Source organism: Sphingobium sp. ZW T5_29 (assembly GCF_044987515.1).
Taxonomy (GTDB): domain Bacteria; phylum Pseudomonadota; class Alphaproteobacteria; order Sphingomonadales; family Sphingomonadaceae; genus Sphingobium.
Window position 1 is genome coordinate 106,004 of sequence record NZ_JBJDRM010000007.1, and the last position, 18,097, is coordinate 124,100.

General features: G+C 61.1%; 24 protein-coding genes. 15 read left to right on the plus strand and 9 right to left on the minus strand.

What is annotated here, in order from left to right:
- Nucleotides 1-50 precede the first annotated feature (50 nt).
- Nucleotides 51-254 carry a hypothetical protein gene (locus tag ACI3KQ_RS07850; protein WP_404956381.1) on the plus strand — a complete coding sequence of 68 codons (204 nt, stop codon included), beginning with the start codon at nt 51-53 and terminating at the stop codon, nt 252-254.
- Nucleotides 255-317: 63 nt separating this feature from the next.
- On the opposite strand, the gene ACI3KQ_RS07855 is transcribed toward ACI3KQ_RS07850, so the two are convergent.
- Both ACI3KQ_RS07855 and ACI3KQ_RS07860 read right to left on the minus strand, forming a co-directional pair.
- Nucleotides 318-851 carry a porin family protein gene (locus ACI3KQ_RS07855; protein WP_404956383.1) on the minus strand — a complete coding sequence of 178 codons (534 nt, stop codon included), beginning with the start codon at nt 849-851 and terminating at the stop codon, nt 318-320.
- Between the two features lie 209 nt (nt 852-1,060).
- Nucleotides 1,061-2,461 (minus strand): short-chain fatty acyl-CoA regulator family protein, encoded by a 1,401-nt coding sequence (locus tag ACI3KQ_RS07860; RefSeq protein WP_404956385.1) that lies wholly within the window; start codon nt 2,459-2,461, stop codon nt 1,061-1,063.
- A gap of 134 nt (nt 2,462-2,595) precedes the next feature.
- Here ACI3KQ_RS07860 and ACI3KQ_RS07865 point away from each other — a divergent pair, with 134 nt between their 5' ends.
- The 8 genes from ACI3KQ_RS07865 (at nt 2,596) to grxD (ending at nt 8,468) form a co-directional block, all read left to right on the plus strand.
- On the plus strand, nt 2,596-4,188 hold the full coding sequence (locus ACI3KQ_RS07865; protein WP_404956387.1) for an isocitrate lyase: 1,593 nt from the start codon (nt 2,596-2,598) through the stop codon (nt 4,186-4,188).
- Between the two features lie 23 nt (nt 4,189-4,211).
- A complete protein-coding gene (locus ACI3KQ_RS07870) occupies nt 4,212-4,364 on the plus strand; it encodes a hypothetical protein (RefSeq protein ID WP_404956388.1) in 153 nt (50 codons plus the stop codon).
- A 153-nt stretch (nt 4,365-4,517) separates the two neighbouring features.
- Nucleotides 4,518-5,204 carry a glutathione S-transferase family protein gene (locus ACI3KQ_RS07875; protein ID WP_404956390.1) on the plus strand — a complete coding sequence of 229 codons (687 nt, stop codon included), beginning with the start codon at nt 4,518-4,520 and terminating at the stop codon, nt 5,202-5,204.
- An 82-nt stretch (nt 5,205-5,286) separates the two neighbouring features.
- The gene (leuC, locus tag ACI3KQ_RS07880; RefSeq protein WP_404956392.1) at nt 5,287-6,741 is read left to right on the plus strand and encodes a 3-isopropylmalate dehydratase large subunit; all 1,455 of its coding nucleotides are present in this window, start codon (nt 5,287-5,289) and stop codon (nt 6,739-6,741) included.
- 109 nt (nt 6,742-6,850) lie between these two features.
- The gene (gene leuD, locus ACI3KQ_RS07885) at nt 6,851-7,444 is read left to right on the plus strand and encodes a 3-isopropylmalate dehydratase small subunit (protein ID WP_404956394.1); all 594 of its coding nucleotides are present in this window, start codon (nt 6,851-6,853) and stop codon (nt 7,442-7,444) included.
- A gap of 57 nt (nt 7,445-7,501) precedes the next feature.
- A complete protein-coding gene (locus ACI3KQ_RS07890) occupies nt 7,502-7,825 on the plus strand; it encodes a DUF1476 domain-containing protein (RefSeq protein WP_404956396.1) in 324 nt (107 codons plus the stop codon).
- An 18-nt stretch (nt 7,826-7,843) separates the two neighbouring features.
- Nucleotides 7,844-8,077: a BolA family protein gene (locus ACI3KQ_RS07895; protein ID WP_404956398.1), complete on the plus strand. Its 234-nt coding sequence runs from the start codon at nt 7,844-7,846 to the stop codon at nt 8,075-8,077.
- 58 nt (nt 8,078-8,135) lie between these two features.
- Complete coding sequence (grxD, locus tag ACI3KQ_RS07900) at nt 8,136-8,468, plus strand: Grx4 family monothiol glutaredoxin (protein WP_404956400.1); 333 nt, start codon at nt 8,136-8,138, stop codon at nt 8,466-8,468.
- A gap of 43 nt (nt 8,469-8,511) precedes the next feature.
- On the opposite strand, the gene hemW is transcribed toward grxD, so the two are convergent.
- The 3 genes from hemW to rph all read right to left on the minus strand — a co-directional run bounded on the left by hemW (nt 8,512) and on the right by rph (nt 11,198).
- Complete coding sequence (hemW, locus tag ACI3KQ_RS07905; protein WP_404956402.1) at nt 8,512-9,699, minus strand: radical SAM family heme chaperone HemW; 1,188 nt, start codon at nt 9,697-9,699, stop codon at nt 8,512-8,514.
- A 56-nt stretch (nt 9,700-9,755) separates the two neighbouring features.
- Nucleotides 9,756-10,385, minus strand: coding sequence for an RdgB/HAM1 family non-canonical purine NTP pyrophosphatase (gene rdgB / locus ACI3KQ_RS07910; RefSeq protein ID WP_404956404.1), 630 nt, complete (start codon nt 10,383-10,385; stop codon nt 9,756-9,758).
- Between the two features lie 96 nt (nt 10,386-10,481).
- Nucleotides 10,482-11,198, minus strand: coding sequence for a ribonuclease PH (rph, locus tag ACI3KQ_RS07915; protein ID WP_404956406.1), 717 nt, complete (start codon nt 11,196-11,198; stop codon nt 10,482-10,484).
- 97 nt (nt 11,199-11,295) lie between these two features.
- Between rph and ACI3KQ_RS07920 the strand changes: the two genes are divergently transcribed.
- From ACI3KQ_RS07920 to ACI3KQ_RS07935, 4 genes are all read left to right on the plus strand, one after another.
- On the plus strand, nt 11,296-11,805 hold the full coding sequence (locus ACI3KQ_RS07920; RefSeq protein WP_404956408.1) for a DUF6438 domain-containing protein: 510 nt from the start codon (nt 11,296-11,298) through the stop codon (nt 11,803-11,805).
- Nucleotides 11,806-11,850: 45 nt separating this feature from the next.
- The gene (gene hrcA / locus ACI3KQ_RS07925; RefSeq protein WP_404956410.1) at nt 11,851-12,894 is read left to right on the plus strand and encodes a heat-inducible transcriptional repressor HrcA; all 1,044 of its coding nucleotides are present in this window, start codon (nt 11,851-11,853) and stop codon (nt 12,892-12,894) included.
- Complete coding sequence (gene grpE, locus ACI3KQ_RS07930) at nt 12,891-13,445, plus strand: nucleotide exchange factor GrpE (protein ID WP_404956412.1); 555 nt, start codon at nt 12,891-12,893, stop codon at nt 13,443-13,445. Before hrcA ends, grpE begins: the two co-directional genes overlap by 4 nt.
- A 188-nt stretch (nt 13,446-13,633) precedes the next feature.
- On the plus strand, nt 13,634-13,912 hold the full coding sequence (locus ACI3KQ_RS07935) for a DUF2218 domain-containing protein (RefSeq protein ID WP_404956413.1): 279 nt from the start codon (nt 13,634-13,636) through the stop codon (nt 13,910-13,912).
- Nucleotides 13,913-13,948: 36 nt separating this feature from the next.
- Here the strand turns inward: ACI3KQ_RS07935 and ruvC are convergent, their stop codons facing one another.
- A complete protein-coding gene (ruvC, locus tag ACI3KQ_RS07940; RefSeq protein ID WP_404956414.1) occupies nt 13,949-14,440 on the minus strand; it encodes a crossover junction endodeoxyribonuclease RuvC in 492 nt (163 codons plus the stop codon).
- An 18-nt stretch (nt 14,441-14,458) separates the two neighbouring features.
- A complete protein-coding gene (locus ACI3KQ_RS07945) occupies nt 14,459-15,202 on the minus strand; it encodes a YebC/PmpR family DNA-binding transcriptional regulator (protein WP_404956416.1) in 744 nt (247 codons plus the stop codon).
- 119 nt (nt 15,203-15,321) lie between these two features.
- Here ACI3KQ_RS07945 and ACI3KQ_RS07950 point away from each other — a divergent pair, with 119 nt between their 5' ends.
- Complete coding sequence (locus tag ACI3KQ_RS07950; protein ID WP_404956418.1) at nt 15,322-15,951, plus strand: hypothetical protein; 630 nt, start codon at nt 15,322-15,324, stop codon at nt 15,949-15,951.
- Nucleotides 15,952-15,955: 4 nt separating this feature from the next.
- Here the strand turns inward: ACI3KQ_RS07950 and ACI3KQ_RS07955 are convergent, their stop codons facing one another.
- Complete coding sequence (locus ACI3KQ_RS07955) at nt 15,956-16,198, minus strand: DUF2312 domain-containing protein (protein WP_167303872.1); 243 nt, start codon at nt 16,196-16,198, stop codon at nt 15,956-15,958.
- 44 nt (nt 16,199-16,242) lie between these two features.
- Nucleotides 16,243-16,542, minus strand: a complete 300-nt coding sequence (locus ACI3KQ_RS07960) for a DUF1244 domain-containing protein (protein ID WP_404956420.1) — start codon at nt 16,540-16,542, stop codon at nt 16,243-16,245.
- A gap of 103 nt (nt 16,543-16,645) precedes the next feature.
- On the opposite strand from ACI3KQ_RS07960, the gene pyk reads away from it, so the two are divergent.
- A complete protein-coding gene (pyk, locus tag ACI3KQ_RS07965) occupies nt 16,646-18,097 on the plus strand; it encodes a pyruvate kinase (protein WP_404956422.1) in 1,452 nt (483 codons plus the stop codon).

Here is an 18,097-nt window from a genome sequence, read left to right on the forward strand (position 1 = left end):
GGAAGCGGAGGATCGCTTGCATCCCCGGCGGGTCCGCGCGAAAGTGGGGAATGCGCACCACCTACGGCTCGGCCACTGTCCGCCTATATCATCTGAGCGATTCTCAGGAGGGCGGCGGCGTTGAAACATTGTTCTATGGGTCGATGGATGAAGCCTTGCGCATCGCCGCGCAGCAGCCGCAGGATATTCAGGATGGCCTGTTCCTGTCCACCGACAATGACGTCATTGCCTATCTGGATTTGATCGATGAGTGATCAGCCATAAAAAAAGGGACGTCCGTCAGGACGCCCCTTTCTTATTCAGTGCTGGGCTTCTGATTAGAAGCGATAGCCCAGGATCAGAGCTGCCTGATGACGCTCCGGCTTGGAACCGGCAACGCGCTCGTAGCTCGAATAGCGATATTCGGCGCGAGCGATGAAGCCCTGAACCGTGGTTTCGACGCCTGCGCCCAGACGGTAGCCGTCCAGCTTGACATTGTCGTCGGAATCAACGGCGCTTTCGAGACGCGCATTGGTGTAGCCGCCCTTGGCGTACAGCAGGACGTTGGGGAGGACTTCGCCACCGACGCGGACGCCAGCATAGAGGTCACGGTCCGTGCGAGCCAGACCTTCCTTGACGTCGGAGTCGGAATATTCGCCTTCAAGGCCGAATACTGCGCCGTTGACGTTGATGTCATAACCGATCACGCCGCCGTACATCAGGGCGCTGTCATGGTTGTCGGCAGTGAAGTCGAAATGGTCAAGACCAACGACGCCGCCGATATAGGGGCCCGAAAAGGGGACGGCGTCCTGCGCCATGGCAGGGGTGGCAACGCTGGCGAACAGCAGCGCCGATGCGATAAGCTTTTTCATAGTGGGTTCTCCTTCTGAGTTCGTTTTCCCACGAACGCGTGCCCTTTAGATATGTTCACCTGCAACAGTAAAGGCGCGAAAACATCGACTTGCCGCATCGCACACACTGCTGTGGCAATCGTGCATCACATCTTGACATTGTGGTCCTGCGTTCCAACGGGCGGCGGCGTCGAGCAATTTTGGTCGCTGCCGTGTCGAGTTTCCCCCGATCAGTCGTCTGAAAAGCCGAAGGGAGCGTGGCCCCGGCGATAATCCTCAGGCAGCATGTCGCGCCCGATCGGCGGGGCTGATCTGGCGAGGCACTGGCTGCGGTGGCAAAGGCGACATGAGATCCCTACCGGCGTAGGTTCGGATGGGGGCAAATTCTGTGCGTAGGCCAGGCGGTGCGCATGCTCCGCCGCGCACAGAAGGGTGACCGCGCGCTCGATACGCGGTGTTCCCCAGCCTCCGCCGCCTGCCGTCACCGTGCGGGCGATGGAAAAGAAACGCTGGCCGTCGGGTAGTTCGAGCCATTGGGTCACCACCTCGCGAGGGCGACCGAACAACTGGTGCACCGACCAGAGTGGGCATGATCCACCATGCCGCGCAAAGGGGAAGCCTGCGCCGTCCAGCAATTTGCTGACATTTCCCGCCGGATCGATCCTGAGAAAAAAGAAGGGGATGCGTTGCTGCCCCGGCTTTTGCAGGCTGGTCAGCCGGTGCGCGACCTGTTCAAAGCTGGTCCCGAATTGGCGGGCAAGTGCTTCCACATCATAACGTCGCGCCTCAACCGCCTTAGCGAAAGCAGCATAGGGCAGGCGGATCGCTGCCGCGCCATAGCTGGCAAGCGCCCGCCGCGTGAGCCGCCGTCCGCTGTCGCTGATGAACTGGCCATCCTTTAGCAGCGCGTCGATATTGCCGCGCATCTCAAGATAGGCGATTTGCAGCGCCAGTTGAAAGCTGCTGCTCGCTTCATCCAGGGCATCGTCGATCAGTACCGCGTCGCGATGCCGGTCCAGCCGACGCATCGACCCCGCCATAACGTCGGACGGCAACCGCCTGACGCGCAATCCATGCCTGTCCTGGAGCCATGCCGCCATGCCGCCCGCCTGATCGATCTCAACCGCCAGCCTTTCGCCGACATCGTCCAGCAGCGGGAAATTGTTGCGCCGCGCCGCGATGAAGCGCCGCGTTTCGGCTACTGGATCGGGCGCGTCGGGTGTGTCGCCTGTTGCCCCGGTTCCTCGGTCAGCCAGGGTCAGCTGCTCCTCGCGATAGGCGGTGTGCAGCCGTAGAAGCGCTTCGGTAAAGCCGGGATAGTTGATCGCGACATCCTGCATCGCCAGCGTGGGTAGGTCGATGTCGGCAAACATCGCTTCCTTCAGCACCGCTTGCAGTCGCGCTGTCTGTTCGGCGCCGCCGTCGCCCGCCAGTTCGCTCATGTCCATGCGATAGGTGCGGGCCAGTCGCAGCAGCATATCCGCGGTCAGCGGCCGCTGGTTCCGTTCCAGCAGGGCAACATAAGATGCCGATATTTCGAGGTCGGTCGCCATGTCGGACTGCGTCAGGCCCAGCTCGCGCCGTAACCGCCGCAGCCGTGGACCCATATAGACTGGACGATCCTTCGCCATCTTCTTGCTCCTGTGCAGGCATTTACAACTTTACAGAGTAAGTTTGTCAACTTCTACAACTGAACTTCGAACCCTCTGCCGTTGAGCACGAAGCACGGTTAGGCCGGTCGCAATCAGTTCAGAGGGATGAGCATATGAGCTATTTGCAAGAGATCGCGAAGGCGGACGCCACCATTGGCGAACAGGGGCATTGGCAGGGCATTGCGGCCGAGCCGGTCGCCCGCATGCGCCTGCAGAACCGTTTTCACACCGGGCTCGATATTGCGCGCCACACCGCGACCGTCATGCGCCGCGACATGGCCGCCTATGACGCCGATCCCGCCAACTACACTCAGTCGCTGGGCTGCTGGCACGGCTTTATCGGCCAACAGAAGATGATCAGCATCAAAAAGCATTTCGGCACGACCAAGGGCCGCTATCTGTACCTGTCCGGCTGGATGGTTGCTGCCCTGCGGAGCGAATTCGGGCCGTTGCCTGACCAGTCGATGCACGAAAAGACCAGCGTTCCCGCTTTGATCGAGGAGCTTTACACCTTTTTGCGCCAGGCGGACGCACGCGAACTGGGTATGATGTTCCGCGACCTCGACAAGGCGCGGGACGAGGGCAATGACGTTGAGGTGCAGCGACTGGCCAACGCCATCGACCAGTATGAAACCCACGTCGTCCCGATCATCGCGGACATCGATGCGGGCTTTGGCAATGCCGAGGCGACCTATCTGCTCGCGCGCAAATTCATCGAGGCCGGGGCCTGCTGCATCCAGATCGAAAATCAGGTTTCGGACGAAAAACAGTGCGGCCATCAGGACGGAAAGGTCACCGTTCCGCATGAGGACTTTTTGGCGAAGATCCGGGCGGTTCGCTACGCCTTCCTGGAACTGGGGGTCGATGATGGCATCATCGTCGCGCGTACCGACTCGCTGGGCGCTGGCCTGACCAAGCAAATTGCCTACAGCCGCGAGGAAGGCGATCTGGGCGATCAATATAATAGTTTCCTTGATGTCGAGGAGGTCGCCGATATTGCCAGCCTGCGCGGTGATGTCGTGCTGGGGCGGGGTGGCAGGCTGTTCCGCCCGAAACGCCTGCCGTCCAACCTGTTCCAGTTTCGTCCTGGCACGGGCGAGGACCGCGTCGTGCTGGACTGCGTCACGTCGCTTCAGAATGGGGCGGACCTGCTGTGGATCGAAACGGAAAAGCCGCATATCGACCAGATTGCCGGCATGGTCGACCGCATCCGCGCGGTCATTCCCAATGCCAAGCTGGTCTATAATAATTCGCCCAGCTTCAACTGGACGCTCAATTTCCGTCAGCAGGTATTCGATCGCTGGCAGGCTGAGGGCAGGGACGTCAGCGCCTATGACCGCGCCAGATTGATGAGCGCCGATTATGACGCGACCGATCTGGGGCAAGAGGCTGATGAAAAGATCCGCACGTTCCAGAAGGACGCGGCGGCACGCGCTGGCATCTTCCATCACCTGATCACCCTGCCGACCTATCACACGGCGGCGCTGAGCACCGACAATCTGGCTCGTGAATATTTCGGTGAAGCAGGCATGCTGGGCTATGTCGAAGGCGTGCAACGCAAGGAAATCCGGGAGGGCATCGCCTGCGTGAAGCACCAGAATATGGCTGGCAGCGACATGGGCGATGATCACAAGGAATATTTCGCCGGCGATGCCGCGCTAAAGGCGGGCGGATCACATAATACGATGAACCAGTTTGCGGCCTGAAGAATGAAGGAAGGAGGACGAAAATGACTGAACCTGCAAGGTCCCGCGCGGTCTTCTCGACCGAGGATTTCTCTTTGCTGAAGACGGCTGTGGCCGATTATATGCAGAAGGTGAAGGACACACCGGAGTCGGTGAAGTTCGCCAATCTTTATCACCGGCTCGGTCGTCTGCGCTGATTGCCTATATCGATGACAGAAAGCCCGTCGCGGAGGATTTGCGGCGGGCTTTTGTCAATTCCAGTCATTGGCGCATCCAAGGTCGCTTTGCGCTTTCACCCGGACCGCCGGACGCTTATCCTGAGGGCGCAAGATCCCACGGGAGAGCCGCCGATGGCCTATACGCTGATCACCGCAAACCGGAACTATTCCAGCTGGTCGCTCCGTCCTTGGGTCTTGATGAAGGCGCTCGGCATTCCCTTCAAGGACCGGATCGAACCCTTTGTCGCTGCTGAAAATCACGCCATCTTTCGCGATTTTTCGCCTACGGGGCAGGTCCCCGTGTTGATCGAGGGCGATCGCACGCTGTGGGATTCGCTGGGCATCACCCTTTATCTGGCGGATCGCCATGCGGGCGTGTGGCCGCAGGACGGAGCCGCGCGCGGCTGGGCACAGTGCGCCGTCGCCGAAATGCATTCGGGATTTGCCGCCCTGCGTAATGATTGCCCGATGAACGTTGGCGTGCGGGTCGACCAGCAAATGCCTTCGACCGCGCTCAACCGCAATATCGCCCGCCTGCGGGAATTGTGGGAGGAGGGGCTCTCCAGCTTTGGCGGCCCATATCTGGCCGGATCGACTTTTACCGCAGTCGATGCCTTTTATGCCCCCGTCGTCTTCCGGGTGCGCACCTATGGGCTGGATGTGGGGCCGATGGCGCAGCGCTGGATCGACCATATGCTGGCCCTTCCCGCGATGCGCGAATGGGAAGCGGCGGCGCTTTCTGAAACCTGGCGAGAAGAGAACCATGAGGCGGAGGTTGGCGCAGCCGGGCGCATCACCCAGGATGATCGCGCGGCCTAGCGCCGACTATCGGGGCGAACAGCAAATATTGCCGCCCTTCCCTCTTTCGCCCGGCCCGCTCTGGGGCTAGGGGGAAGATGTTATGGTCAAGCCCCGCACGCTGTACGAGAAGATCTGGGACGCGCACGTCGTTGAACGTCGCCCGGATGGAACCTGCCTCATCTATATTGATCGGCATCTTATCCACGAGGTGACGAGTCCGCAGGCGTTTGAAGGCCTGCGCGTTGCCGGGCGCAAGGTGCGCCGTCCCGACCTGACGCTGGCGGTGCCGGATCACAACCTGCCGACCACACCCCGCCGTGACGCGCAGGGGCAGCGTATCCCGATTGCCGATCCCGAAAGCGCGCAGCAGCTCGCTGCGCTGGAACGCAATGCGCCGGAATTTGGCGTGCGGTTGATTGGCGACGCCGATCTGGAACAGGGCATCGTCCATGTGGTCGGCCCGGAACAGGGCTTTACCCTGCCGGGGACGACGCTGGTCTGCGGGGACAGCCACACCAGCTCACATGGCGCTCTGGGCGCACTGGCGTTCGGCATCGGCACGTCCGAAGTCGAACATGTGCTGGCTACGCAGACGCTGCTGCTGAAGCAATCGAAGACGATGGAAGTCGTGGTCGAAGGCGAACTGGGCTTCGGCGTCACGGCCAAGGATGTTGCGCTGGCGATCTGTGGCCGCATCGGCACGGCCGGCGGCACCGGCTATGTCATGGAATATCGCGGCTCCGTTTTCCGTGACATGTCGATTGAAGGTCGTCTGACCGTCGCCAACATGTCGATCGAGGCGGGCGCGCGCTCCGGGCTGTTCGCGCCGGATGAAAAGACCGTTGCTTACCTGAAGGGCCGCCCGCTCGCGCCCAAGGGCGCGGCATGGGACGCCGCCGTGGCCTATTGGAAGACGCTGCACAGCGATGAAGGCGCTACCTTTGACAAGAGCATTGTCATCAATGCCGCCGATATCGTGCCCAACGTTACCTGGGGCACCAGCCCGGAAGACGTCGTGCCGGTGACGGGTGTCGTCCCCGATCCCGAAAGCTTCGCGGACGCTTCCAAGCGTGCTGCCGCGCAAAAATCGCTCGACTATATGGGTCTGACCGCTGGTCAGCGGATGGAGGATGTGTCGGTCGAACATATCTTCATCGGCAGCTGCACCAACAGCCGGATAGAGGATCTGCGCGCCGCCGCCGCCTTGCTGAAGGGCAAGCATGTCGCCAGCGGCATCAAGCAGGCGCTGGTCGTGCCCGGATCTGGCCTGGTGAAGCAACAGGCGGAAGCCGAAGGGCTGGACCGCATCTTCCTGGCGGCAGGGTTCGAATGGCGGGAACCGGGCTGTTCGGCCTGCCTGGGCATGAACCCTGACAAAGTGCCAGCGGGTGAACGCTGCGCTTCCACCAGCAACCGCAACTTCATGGGCCGGCAGGGTCCAGGATCGCGGACCCATCTGGTATCCCCCGCCATGGCCGCCGCCGCCGCCATCACCGGTCATCTGACCGATGTGCGGGAACTGCTCAATGAAAAGAGGGGAAAGGTGGTCGCATGAAGAAGGTATTCTGGTTGCTGGCGCTTGGCGCGCTGGCAAGCGCCGCCATGGCAGCAAGCCTGGGGCGGGCGGAAGATAGTTCGGGTTCTGAAACCCGGCAGGCGCACTGATGGACAAGCTGACTGTCGTTGAAGGGCGGGCCTATCCGTTCGGGATGAAGAATGTCGACACCGACATCGTCATCCCCGCCCATTGGCTGAAGACCATTTCCCGTTCCGGTCTTGGCAAGGGCGCGTTCGAAGTGCTGCGCAAGGAACCGGGCAATGTGTTTGACAACCCGGAATATGCGGGCAGCCCGATCCTGATTGCAGGCGATAATTTTGGCTGCGGGTCCAGCCGCGAACATGCCGCCTGGGCGCTGGCCGACCTGGGCGTCAAGGTCGTGATCGCGCCCAGCTTTTCCGATATTTTTTCGGGTAATGCTTTCAAGAATGGCATCCTGACCGTTGTCCTGCCGCAGGAAGCGATCGACCGGCTGATGGACGTGGCCCGGACGGACCCGGTCCATGTCGACCTGGAGCAACAGACCGTGACCACGCAGTTCCAGGACCGCTTTGCGTTCGAGATTGATCCTTTCCGCAAACATTGCCTGCTCGGCGGTCTCGATGAGATCGGCCTGACGCTGGGGCAGGCGGACGCGATCGGCCAGTTCGAGGCAAAAGATGCGGGGGCTCGCCCCTGGTTGGTCCCTGCCGTTGCGTAACCGTCCCGATCTTCCTATTTCAAACGAACTTCTTCCTTAATTCTGCAAGGCGCTGGCATGACGACTTTCAATGACCGTGAAAAAGCCTTCGAAAATATGTATGCGCATGATCAGGAGATGCAGTTTCGCATCCAGGCGCGGCGCAACCGGCTGCTGGGCGAATGGGCCGCTGCCCGGATGGGGCTGACGCCCGAAGAAACCGACGCCTATGCGAAGGCTGTAGTGCAGGCCGACTTTGAAGAAGCAGGCGATGAGGATGTGATCCGCAAGCTGTTGGGCGACATGACACAGGCGGGAGTGGATATTGCGGAAGCCGATGTGCGCACCGCTCTGGAAGAACAGCAGGTCACCGCCCGCCGCCAGTTCATCGAAGCGCAATAAGCACAGGACTGATTTTCCATGCCGATGGCTGCCGACGAAATCGCTGACATGATCCGGGCTGCCATTCCCGATGCGCAGGTCGAAATCACCGACCTTGCCGGTGATGGCGATCACTATGCAGCGCGGGTCGTGTCGGAAAGTTTCCGGGGCATGAGCCGCGTCGCCCAGCAACGGGCCGTCTATTCGGCGCTTGGCGGGCGGATGGGCGGCGTGCTCCATGCCTTGCAACTGACCACGGCCGTTCCCAATTAACGGCCTGTAATTTTATCAGCGACCGGGCCGACCGGCGCGTGACAAGAATGGATCGACCATGACCGACGCCGTGCACCAGCGGATTGCCGATATCGTGAACAGCAATGATGTGGTGCTGTTCATGAAGGGCACGCCCCTGTTCCCGCAATGTGGCTTTTCCAGCCGTGCCATCGCCATACTGGATCATCTGGGCGTTGGTTATGAAACGGTCGATGTGCTTCAGGACCAGCTCATCCGACAGGGGATCAAGGGCTTTTCCGACTGGCCGACGATACCGCAGCTTTATGTAAAGGGTGAATTTGTCGGCGGGAGCGACATCATGATGGAGATGTATGAAGCAGGTGAGCTTCAGCAGCTGATGTCAGAACAGGGGGTTGCCCCTGCCAACTGATCGGCGGGGGATTACAACCGGCTGCGTTCCCTTCGCTGCGGCGTCAGATTGCTACGATTTCGGGCAAGATGGCATCCAGCAACAGCATACCCGCCGGTTTCACCCGCAGCAGCGGCCCATTGCTGTCCAGCAGGTCCAGCGCACATAAGCGGGTCACCGCGCCGTCGTCGACCAGGTCGCCGATCTTTAGTCCTGACAGCCGCGCAATCCGGCTGAGGTCAATGCCTTCGCCCAGACGCAGCCCCATCAACAGTGCCTCGCGCGCTCTGTCTGCTGGCTCCAGCACATCTTCGCGCTGTAGGCCATGGCCATTGCGGTTCACGGCGCCGATCCAGTTTTCCGGTTTTTTGTGGCGCAGCGTGGCGATCCCTGATCGCCGTCCATGCGCGCCCGGACCGATCCCGGCATAGTCGCCATAGCGCCAATAGGTCAGGTTGTGACGGCTTTCCTGCCCCGGCCGGGCGTGATTGCTGATCTCATAGGCGGGCAAACCAGCCGCTTCTGTCATGGCCTGCGTCACTTCGTACAGCGTCGCCCCGTGGTCGGGGTCCGCCGGGGTCAGCTGGCCCTGCGCCACCAAAGTCGCGAACCTTGTGCCCGGTTCGATGGTCAGCTGGTAGAGGGAAAGGTGGCCAGTGCCAAAGGACAGGCCGCGCGCCAGTTCCTTTTCCCAATCACTTTCGCTCTGGCCCGGCCGAGCGTAGATGAGGTCGAAATTGAGGCGGTCGAACACCGACTGCGCCACATCGAGCGCCGCCAGTCCTTCGCGCACATCATGTGCCCGGCCAAGGAATTGAAGTGCTTCGTCATCCAGCGACTGAAGGCCCAGTGACACACGGTTCACGCCTGCCGCCGCGATGTCGGCGAATCGCGCCGCTTCCACCGAGCTTGGGTTTGCTTCCAGCGTGATTTCGATGTCCGCCACCGGCTTCCAATAGCGGGTGGCGGCATCGATCAACGCGGCTACGATTTCAGGCGGCATCAGCGATGGCGTGCCTCCGCCGAAAAAGATTGAGCCTAGTGTCCGCCCATCATTCAGTGCCGCTTCGTGGGCCAGATCGATCAGCAGTGCGTCGCGCCAGGCCCGCATATCGATTTCCGCCCGCACATGGCTGTTGAAATCGCAATAGGGGCACTTCGACACGCAGAATGGCCAATGGATGTACAGGGCCATCGGTTCGGGGGCCATCACTATGGGAGCTGGCGCGGGATTTTGTAAGCGCAGGGACATGGGCGGACGCGTTCCTATACGGCTTTGACCCGCGCGGCCAGCGCCTGCCCATCAATTCAGAAAACCGCCGCCACCATCTGAGCGAAGGCGTCGGCGCGGTGGCTCATCGCGTGCTTCTGTTCCGGTTCCATTTCGCCAAAGCTGACCGTGTGGCCATTTGGTTGGAAAATGGCGTCATAGCCGAACCCCTTGGTTCCACGCGGGGGCCAGCTGATCGTCCCGTCGACGCGCCCTTCAAACACTTCGACATGGCCATCGGGCCAGGCAAGGGCCAGCGCGCAGACGAAGTGCGCGTCATGGCCGACATCGGGTCCTTTGGCCTCGATCGCGTCCCATACCAGCTGCATGGCGAGGCCGAAATCCTTGTCCTCGCCGGCCCAGCGCGCGGAAAAAATGCCTGGATCACCGTTAAGCGCCTCTACGCACAGGCCGCTGTCGTCGGCCAGCGCTGGCAGGCCGGACAGGTCCGCTGCCTGCATCGCCTTTAGTTCGGCGTTCGCGATGAAGGTTGTTCCGGTCTCATCAGGTTCGGGCAGGTCCAGCTCTGCTGCCGACACCGTTTCGATGCCAAAGCGTGCCAGCAATTCGCCGATTTCCCGCACCTTGCCGGGATTGTGGCTCGCTATTACCAGCTTGCCGGGACCCAGTTTGCGGATTGCCTGTTCCTGTCCGAACTCGTCGCTCATGCTTTACCCCACTCCGTTCGTTTCGAGCGTAGACGAGAAACGCACAAGTTGCGCTATCATCTTCCTACGATCGAAACGAACGGGAGCCTTTTCCTTTTATCGACCCGCGGCCTTGTCCTGCGCCGCGAAAATTTGTGCGCAGCCGATGCGGGCGAGGCGCAGCAGACGCAGCAGCTCTTCCTCATCATAGGCCGCGCCTTCGGCGGTCGCCTGCACTTCCGCGAATTTGCCGTCGCCCGTCAGGATCAGGTTGGCGTCGGTCTCCGCATTGCTGTCCTCGGCATAGTCGAGGTCGAGGACGGGGGTGCCGTTGTAGATGCCACAGCTGATCGCAGCGACCTTCTGCAAGATTGGGTCTTCTTTCAAAGCGCCCGATGCGATCAGCTTGTCGATGGCGATACGCAAAGCCACCCAGCTGCCGGAAATCGCCGCCGTGCGCGTGCCGCCATCGGCCTGGATCACGTCGCAATCGACCACGATCTGCCGCTCACCCAGTTTCTGAAGGTCGACCACGGTGCGCAGCGACCGGCCGATCAGGCGCTGGATTTCCTGCGTCCGGCCCGACTGCTTGCCCTTGGCCGCTTCACGGCTGCCGCGGGTATGAGTGGCGCGGGGCAGCATGCCATATTCCGCCGTGACCCATCCCGAACCCTTGCCGCGAAGGAAAGGCGGTACTTTTTCCTCGACCGAAGCGGTGCACAGCACGCGCGTATCGCCGAAGCTGATCAGGCAGCTGCCCTCGGCATGGATGGTGAAGCCGGGCTCCATGGTGATGTCGCGCATCTGGTCGGGCGCGCGGCCGGAAGGACGCATAAATTTTCTACTCCGAAACGTTCAATCGGGGGGGGCTTAGCGCCGGGCGTGCCCTCATGCCAGTGGCGATCCGCCAGAAAGATGATAGGAAGCGGTCATGCAATTGCGATGGATGATGATTTCAGGTTGCGCAGCGCTCCTTTCCGGCTGTGCTACGGACAAGGCGGAGCTGGAAAAGCCGGTAGCCGTGGGCGACACGATTCGTTTTTCCGCAGGTCCCTGTTTTGGCGTTTGCCCAGCCTATACGTTGAGCGTAACCCCCGATGGGTCGGGCCTGTTGGAGCCGGAGCGGTTTACCGCGGTGCCCGGTCCTACGCGCTTCACCGTCACGCCCGCGCAATATCGCCGGTTTCGTGCGGCGCTCAATCAGTTTCGCCCGCCCGCAGGTACGGCCAAACGTATCGGCCACGGCGAAAATTGCGTCCGCTTTGCCACCGACATGGCAGGTTACCGATTTGAGTGGGTGAGGGGGGATACGCCGCCCACGCGGCTGGAGTTCCAGTCCGGTTGCATGGACGCAACATATGGAAAGCTGCGCGCCACGATTTCGGCCATTCCCCGGATGCTGCAGATCGAGCCCATGGTAAAGCCTTCCGCCAGGCGTTAGCGCATTGGCTTGAGTGCTGACCCTTGCTTGCCTAGATAGGGACCTATGCCGGTCACGCCGATCACCGAATTGAACGAACGGGCGCGCGACGTCTTTCGGCTGGTGGTCGAAAGCTATCTGGGCACGGGCCTGCCGGTGGGATCGCGCACGATCAGCAAATTGGCGTCGCTCAGCCTGTCGCCGGCATCCATCCGCAACGTGATGCAGGATTTGGAAGAGCTTGGCCTGCTCGCCGCGCCGCATACCTCTGCGGGGCGGATGCCGACCGAAACAGGGCTGCGCCTCTTCGTCGATGGCATGATGCAGGCGGCGGAACCTTCGATGGAGGAACGGCGCGCGATCGAAGCCGGTATCGGCGAAGGCGGCCCGATCGAAGAGGCGCTGTCGGCTGCCACCGCCGCGCTGTCGGGCCTGTCCGCGTGCGCGGGCATCGTCATGGTGCCCAAGCGGGAGCCGCTCCTGCGCCAGTTTGGTTTCGTACCCCTTAACGGTCTTCAGGCGCTGGCCGTGCTGGTGGGGCAAGACGGGTCCATCGAAAATCGCGTGCTCGACCTGCCTGCGGGGGTGACGCCGATGATGTTGAATGAAGCGGCGAACTTCATGTCGGCGCGCTTTGGCGGCATGACCTTGCGCGACGCGGGCGACGCGTTGCAGCGGGAGATGGACAATGAACGCAGCGCGCTCCAGGGCGCGGCGCGGGAACTGGTTGAGCGGGGAATCGCGGTCTGGTCGCATGACGCCGACGATCGTCCTGTGCTGATCGTGCGGGGGCAGGCAAATCTGCTGGATGACGGCACCGCCGCCGACCTGGAACGGGTGCGCCAGTTGCTGGAGCAGTTAGAGGGCAAGCAGGAAATTTCACGGCTGTTGGAAAGCGCTCTGGCGGGCAGTGCGACGAAAATCTTCATCGGTTCGGAAAACAAGCTCTTTTCCCTGTCCGGTTCTTCGGTCATAGCCGCCCCCTACAGAGGGGCCGATGGCCGCGTCGTCGGCGTAGTCGGGGTAATCGGCCCCACGCGCTTGAACTATGCGCGGGTGATCCCCATGGTGGACTTCACCGCGCAGACCTTGTCGAGATTGATGAGATGATTGAAGAAACACAGAATATCGAAAATAGCGAAATCGTGGACGAACTTCCCGAAGATGCGGCGCCCCCGGGCGATGCCGCGGCTGAACGGATCGCGGCGCTGGAAGCCGAACTGGCGGCGGCGAAGCAGGAAGTTCTCTACGCTCATGCCGAAACGCAGAATGTCCGGCGGCGGCTTGAAAAGGAGCTGGCCGACACGCGCGCCTACGCCGCGACCGCTTTTGCGCGGGACATGCTGTCGGTTGCCGACAATCTGGGCCGCGCGCTGCAGGCAATTCCGGCCGATTTGCGGGAAGATGACAAGTTCAAGGGGCTGGTCGCTGGCTTGGAAGCTACCGGGCGGGAGTTGGACAGCATCTTTGCGCGGAACGGCATTGAAAAGCTGGTTTCGGTCGGCCAGCCGCTCGACCCCAATTTGCATCAAGCTATGATGGAAACCCCGTCGGATGATGTAGAGCCGGGCACGGTTCTGCTGGAAATGCAGGCGGGTTACATGATCAAGGACCGACTGCTGCGCCCCGCGCTGGTCAGCGTCGCTAAAAAGCCAGATTGAAGCGGCGAACCTGTCAAAAATATAAGGCCCGCTGGACATGGTTCTGGCGGGCTTTTTCATGCCTGTTGGATGGACCAGCGCGCCACCGATCTGCGCCGGGCTTGAAAGGGAAGGCGCGGCTCCCCAGACCATGATGGATGTCGCCGCTGATCGAGGATGCGGCCAGCTAGATCGAAAGGCTCCCCCGCATGACCCTGACCGCCCATGTCCCGACCAAGTATGGCAGCCGCTATCTCCAGCAGCTATGCAAACATTGGAGCCATAAGTTCGAAACCGACTTCGACGCTCAACAGGGCGTGATCGGCTTTCCGATGGGCCCGATCCGTATGGCGGCGGCGGATGAAGCCCTGTCCGTGACTATCGAACCGCAGGACGGTGTCGACATCGAAAATTTCAAGCAAGTCGTGGCCGACCATCTAAACCGCTTCGCCTTTCGCGAAGCGCCGCTGGCGTTTGATTGGCGATGAAGAGCGAAGCCTGAGGCGCGAGGTGCAAGAATCGCATTATTTTTGCGGGATGCGTCGGGCGCTGGCGAGGTGATGGGCATGGGTGATGGCGACGGCGAGGGCGTCCGATGCGTCGGGGCCGACGATCTTCGCGCCGGGAAGCAATCGGGCAACCATCGCGTGGACCTGATCCTTTGAGGCATTACCAACGCCGACCACGGATTTTTTGACCAGCCGGGCCGCATATTCGCCCACGTCCATGCCGGAACGGGACGCGGCGAGCAGGATGACACCGCGGGCCTGACCGAGTTTTAGCGTCGATTGCGGGTTCACATTGACGAACACCTCTTCGACCGCTGCGCCGCTGGGCTGATGTTCCAGGATCAGGTCGGCCAGCGCCAGGTCCAGCGCCAGCAGGCGGGACGCCAGCGCCATCGTCGCGTCGGTCTTGATCTGCCCATTCGCGATGTGGGTCAGGCGATTGCCGTCCGCCGCGATCAGTCCCCAGCCAGTGGTGCCAAGACCAGGGTCAAGGCCCAGGATGATCACGAACGGAGGGCGGGCATTTTAACCCAGCTTTTCCATGACCTCGTCGGACACGTCATAATTGCCCCACACGGTCTGGACGTCGTCGTCATCTTCCAACGTGTCGACCAGCTTCATCAGGGTCGCTGCGTTGCTTTCATCGACGTCGACGCTGGTCTGCGGCTTCCACGCGAGCTTTGCACCGTCGGCCGGACCCAGCTTGGCCTCCAGCGCCTTGGCGACTTCGTGCAGCGCGTCCATCGCGGTCCAGATTTCATGCTCGTCTTCGTTCGAAGACACATCTTCCGCGCCCGCTTCCAGGGCCGCTTCGAAGATCGCGTCCGCATCGCCCACGCTTGCCGGGTAGGTGATCAGGCCCATGCGATCAAAACCATGGCTGACCGCGCCGGACGCGCCCAGATTGCCGCCATTTTTGGAAAAGGCGGTGCGCACATTGGTGGCGGTGCGGTTGCGGTTGTCGGTCAGCGCCTCGACAATGATGGCGACGCCGCCGGGGCCATAGCCCTCATAGCGCACCTCTTCGTAATTCTCGCCCTCGCCCTTCGACGCCTTGTCGATTGCGCGCTGGATATTGTCCTTGGGCATGGACTGCGCCTTGGCCGCGTTGACCGCAAGCCGCAGGCGGGGGTTCATGTCCGGGTCGGGCAGACCCATCTTCGCCGCCACGGTGATTTCGCGACTGAGCTTGGAGAACATCGACGAACGCTTTTTGTCCTGAGCGCCCTTGCGATGCATGATGTTCTTGAATTTGCTATGGCCGGCCACGGCCTGCTCCTAAACTTATCTGTGATGCCAAGCGCGCTCTCTAGCGGTCGTCCCGGCCAAGCGCAACTAGACGCGGGTCGTGGTGCGGAGTAGGAGCCTGCCCCGGGAAAGGGGGCCACATGGATCGAGGAAAGATCGTATTTATTCAGTCGCTAACAGATGATGTGCAATGGGCGCTCGATCATCTTCAGGCATCCGACGGGCCGGTCGAACGTCGAAACCTGCTTCGAACCACGGTTTCTGCCGCTGAGGGTATGTCGTGGGTTTATCGGATGCATGTTTTGTCCATCGCAATGGAATTTGATGTCGCGACGCCACTGATGGAAATGGCTTTCGCTGAGGCCTCTTTTTCTGTTAGCGAAAGAGGGGAAATCATCGAACAACCACGCCATGTTTCACTTCCGGCGATGATCAGGTTGACAACAAAAGTTGCCAAGTCCTGTTGTAAGGAAATTGACGTGGATTTCGGCTGTGCTGAGTGGGAAAATCTGAAAAGGGCCATCGCCGCCCGCAATCGGATTACGCATCCGAAAAGCAACGGCGATCTGATATTGTCTGATGTGGAAATTGGAGCGGCGAAATCCGGGTTCTTTTGGTTCTTCGACATGTCCATTGGAGTCATGGAACAGACGGTTAGAGCCTTTGGCAAACACGTAGCGCTGGCGAAGGAGATTGTCGGAGATTTGATTGCTGGTGATCCCGATACGGTCGCTTTGTATGAGCGAGCGCATCGGGAACTGGATGACTGAGCTGTTATTCCATCCCCAGTGCAGAAAGATATGTCTGTAGGATCGCTTCCATTTCCTGCCGGTCGTGCTGTGGCATTTTTCGTAAGCGGACGATTTGACGCATAATTTTGGGATCGTAACCCGTAGCTTTAGCTTCCAGATAGACGTCCTTGATGTCGTCTCCGACACCCTTCTTCTCCTCTTCGAGCCGCTCGATCTTCTCGATCAAGAGCCGTAGCTGGTCGGCGGCGACGTTGCCCTCGCTCATTATCTCTATCTCCGGGTAAAATGTGAATCGGTTGGTGGTCGCGTCTAATGCGTGTCGGCGTTTTTCGCCACACTCTCCTGCATCCTTGCGATCTGTTCGGGCGTGGCTTCGCCCTGATAGCGTTGTTTCCATTCGGAAAAAGGCATGCCGTGAATGATCGCACGCGCTTCATCCCTGCTCATCGCGCCGTCCGCTTCCGCGATCCAGTCGGCCAGGCAGTTGCGGCAAAAGCCCGCTGTTCCCATCAGATCGATGTTCTGGACGTCGGTGCGGTGCTGCAAATGGGCTATCAGGCGGCGGAAGGCGGTTGCAGCAACCGCATCGTTGAGCATATTGTCAGCCATGGCGATCCCTTCGCTGGTCTACATCATCCTGTCGTGCAGCACGGATAATCGAAAACGGCGCCTTGGCAATGGAGGCGTTCATGACGGTCAGGAGCTTTTTTGAATGATTCGATTACCGCCCCGTTCGCGCAAGGTGCGCATATTGGCGACCCTTGGTCCGGCGAGCGACAGCCCGGAAATGATCCGGGCGCTTTTCGTCGCAGGGGCCGACGCCTTCCGCATCAACATGAGCCATGGTTCGCACGAGGATCATGCTGCGCGGATCGCAATCATTCGGACTTTGGAAAAGGAATTTGGCCGTCCGACCACCATATTGGGCGACCTTCAGGGGCCCAAGCTGCGCGTCGGCACATTTGAACGCGGTCTTGCCGTGTTGGAAACGGGCGCGGCGTTCGTGCTGGATCGGGACCCGGCACCGGGGGACGCGAAACGCGTGAACCTGCCTCACCCGGAGATATACGAGGCACTGCTGCCGGAAACCCGGCTGCTGCTGGACGATGGCAAGCTGGTCCTGCGCGTCAAGAAAGTGGCCGCGGACCGCATTGAGACGATCGTGGAAGTCGGCGGCGCGCTGTCGAACCGGAAAGGCGTGAATGTGCCTGACGTCGTCGTGCCGGTTCCCGCGCTCACGGAAAAGGATCGCCGCGATCTGAGCTTTGCGGTCGAGCAGGGATGCGACTGGATCGCGCTCAGTTTCGTCCAGCGGCCGGAGGATTTGGCCGAAGCGCGCAAATTGATGGGCGGGCATGGCGCGTTGATGGCAAAGATCGAGAAGCCTTCCGCCGTACAGCGGCTGGAGGAAATATTGGAGCTGGCGGATGGTGTGATGGTTGCACGCGGTGACCTGGGCGTTGAATTGCCGCCACAGGCAGTGCCTCCTTTACAAAAGCAGATCGTTGCAACTGCGCGGCGTATGGGGCGGCCCGTCGTGGTCGCGACGCAAATGCTGGAATCGATGATCAAGTCACCGACGCCGACCAGGGCCGAAGTGTCAGACGTCGCAACCGCCGTCTACGATGGTGCGGATGCGATCATGTTGTCTGCCGAAACTGCGGCGGGCGACTGGCCGGAAGAATCGGTGGCCATGATGGACAGCATTGCCCACAGCGTGGAGCGCGACCCCGGTTACTTCGCTCGGCTGCATTTCACTGAAACCAAGCCGGACCCGACCACCGCCGACGCATTGGCCGAAGGTGCGGCGGGGATCGTGTCCGTCGTAGGCGCGAGCGCCATCACTTGCTTCACATTGTCGGGCAGCACGGTTCGTCGGGTCGCGCGTGAGCGGCCGTTGGCGCCCATCCTGGCGCTGACGCCACGCCAGGATACGGCGCGCAAGCTGGGCCTGACATGGGGCGTACATGCTGTACGGACCAAGGATGTCGCGACTTTTGAGGAAATGGTCGGTAAGGCCCGCCGCATGGCATTGCGCCACGATATGGCGGAAAAGGGCGGGAAGATCGTTGTTCTGGCTGGTGTGCCCTTCGGAACGCCGGGGTCCACCAATGTGCTGCACGTCACTGCATTGCGCGGCGACGAACTTCGTGGGCGGGACTGA

Bases quoted from the DNA above. Each gene is read 5' to 3' on its own strand.
- ACI3KQ_RS07850 (WP_404956381.1), top strand. From the start codon at position 51: ATGCGCACCACCTACGGCTCGGCCACTGTCCGCCTATATCATCTGAGC.
- ACI3KQ_RS07855 (WP_404956383.1), bottom strand. From the start codon at position 851: ATGAAAAAGCTTATCGCATCGGCGCTGCTGTTCGCCAGCGTTGCCACC.
- ACI3KQ_RS07860 (WP_404956385.1), bottom strand. From the start codon at position 2,461: ATGGCGAAGGATCGTCCAGTCTATATGGGTCCACGGCTGCGGCGGTTA.
- ACI3KQ_RS07865 (WP_404956387.1), top strand. From the start codon at position 2,596: ATGAGCTATTTGCAAGAGATCGCGAAGGCGGACGCCACCATTGGCGAA.
- ACI3KQ_RS07870 (WP_404956388.1), top strand. From the start codon at position 4,212: ATGACTGAACCTGCAAGGTCCCGCGCGGTCTTCTCGACCGAGGATTTC.
- ACI3KQ_RS07875 (WP_404956390.1), top strand. From the start codon at position 4,518: ATGGCCTATACGCTGATCACCGCAAACCGGAACTATTCCAGCTGGTCG.
- leuC (WP_404956392.1), top strand. From the start codon at position 5,287: ATGGTCAAGCCCCGCACGCTGTACGAGAAGATCTGGGACGCGCACGTC.
- leuD (WP_404956394.1), top strand. From the start codon at position 6,851: ATGGACAAGCTGACTGTCGTTGAAGGGCGGGCCTATCCGTTCGGGATG.
- ACI3KQ_RS07890 (WP_404956396.1), top strand. From the start codon at position 7,502: ATGACGACTTTCAATGACCGTGAAAAAGCCTTCGAAAATATGTATGCG.
- ACI3KQ_RS07895 (WP_404956398.1), top strand. From the start codon at position 7,844: ATGCCGATGGCTGCCGACGAAATCGCTGACATGATCCGGGCTGCCATT.
- grxD (WP_404956400.1), top strand. From the start codon at position 8,136: ATGACCGACGCCGTGCACCAGCGGATTGCCGATATCGTGAACAGCAAT.
- hemW (WP_404956402.1), bottom strand. From the start codon at position 9,699: ATGTCCCTGCGCTTACAAAATCCCGCGCCAGCTCCCATAGTGATGGCC.
- rdgB (WP_404956404.1), bottom strand. From the start codon at position 10,385: ATGAGCGACGAGTTCGGACAGGAACAGGCAATCCGCAAACTGGGTCCC.
- rph (WP_404956406.1), bottom strand. From the start codon at position 11,198: ATGCGTCCTTCCGGCCGCGCGCCCGACCAGATGCGCGACATCACCATG.
- ACI3KQ_RS07920 (WP_404956408.1), top strand. From the start codon at position 11,296: ATGCAATTGCGATGGATGATGATTTCAGGTTGCGCAGCGCTCCTTTCC.
- hrcA (WP_404956410.1), top strand. From the start codon at position 11,851: ATGCCGGTCACGCCGATCACCGAATTGAACGAACGGGCGCGCGACGTC.
- grpE (WP_404956412.1), top strand. From the start codon at position 12,891: ATGATTGAAGAAACACAGAATATCGAAAATAGCGAAATCGTGGACGAA.
- ACI3KQ_RS07935 (WP_404956413.1), top strand. From the start codon at position 13,634: ATGACCCTGACCGCCCATGTCCCGACCAAGTATGGCAGCCGCTATCTC.
- ACI3KQ_RS07950 (WP_404956418.1), top strand. From the start codon at position 15,322: ATGGATCGAGGAAAGATCGTATTTATTCAGTCGCTAACAGATGATGTG.
- ACI3KQ_RS07955 (WP_167303872.1), bottom strand. From the start codon at position 16,198: ATGAGCGAGGGCAACGTCGCCGCCGACCAGCTACGGCTCTTGATCGAG.
- ACI3KQ_RS07960 (WP_404956420.1), bottom strand. From the start codon at position 16,542: ATGGCTGACAATATGCTCAACGATGCGGTTGCTGCAACCGCCTTCCGC.
- pyk (WP_404956422.1), top strand. From the start codon at position 16,646: ATGATTCGATTACCGCCCCGTTCGCGCAAGGTGCGCATATTGGCGACC.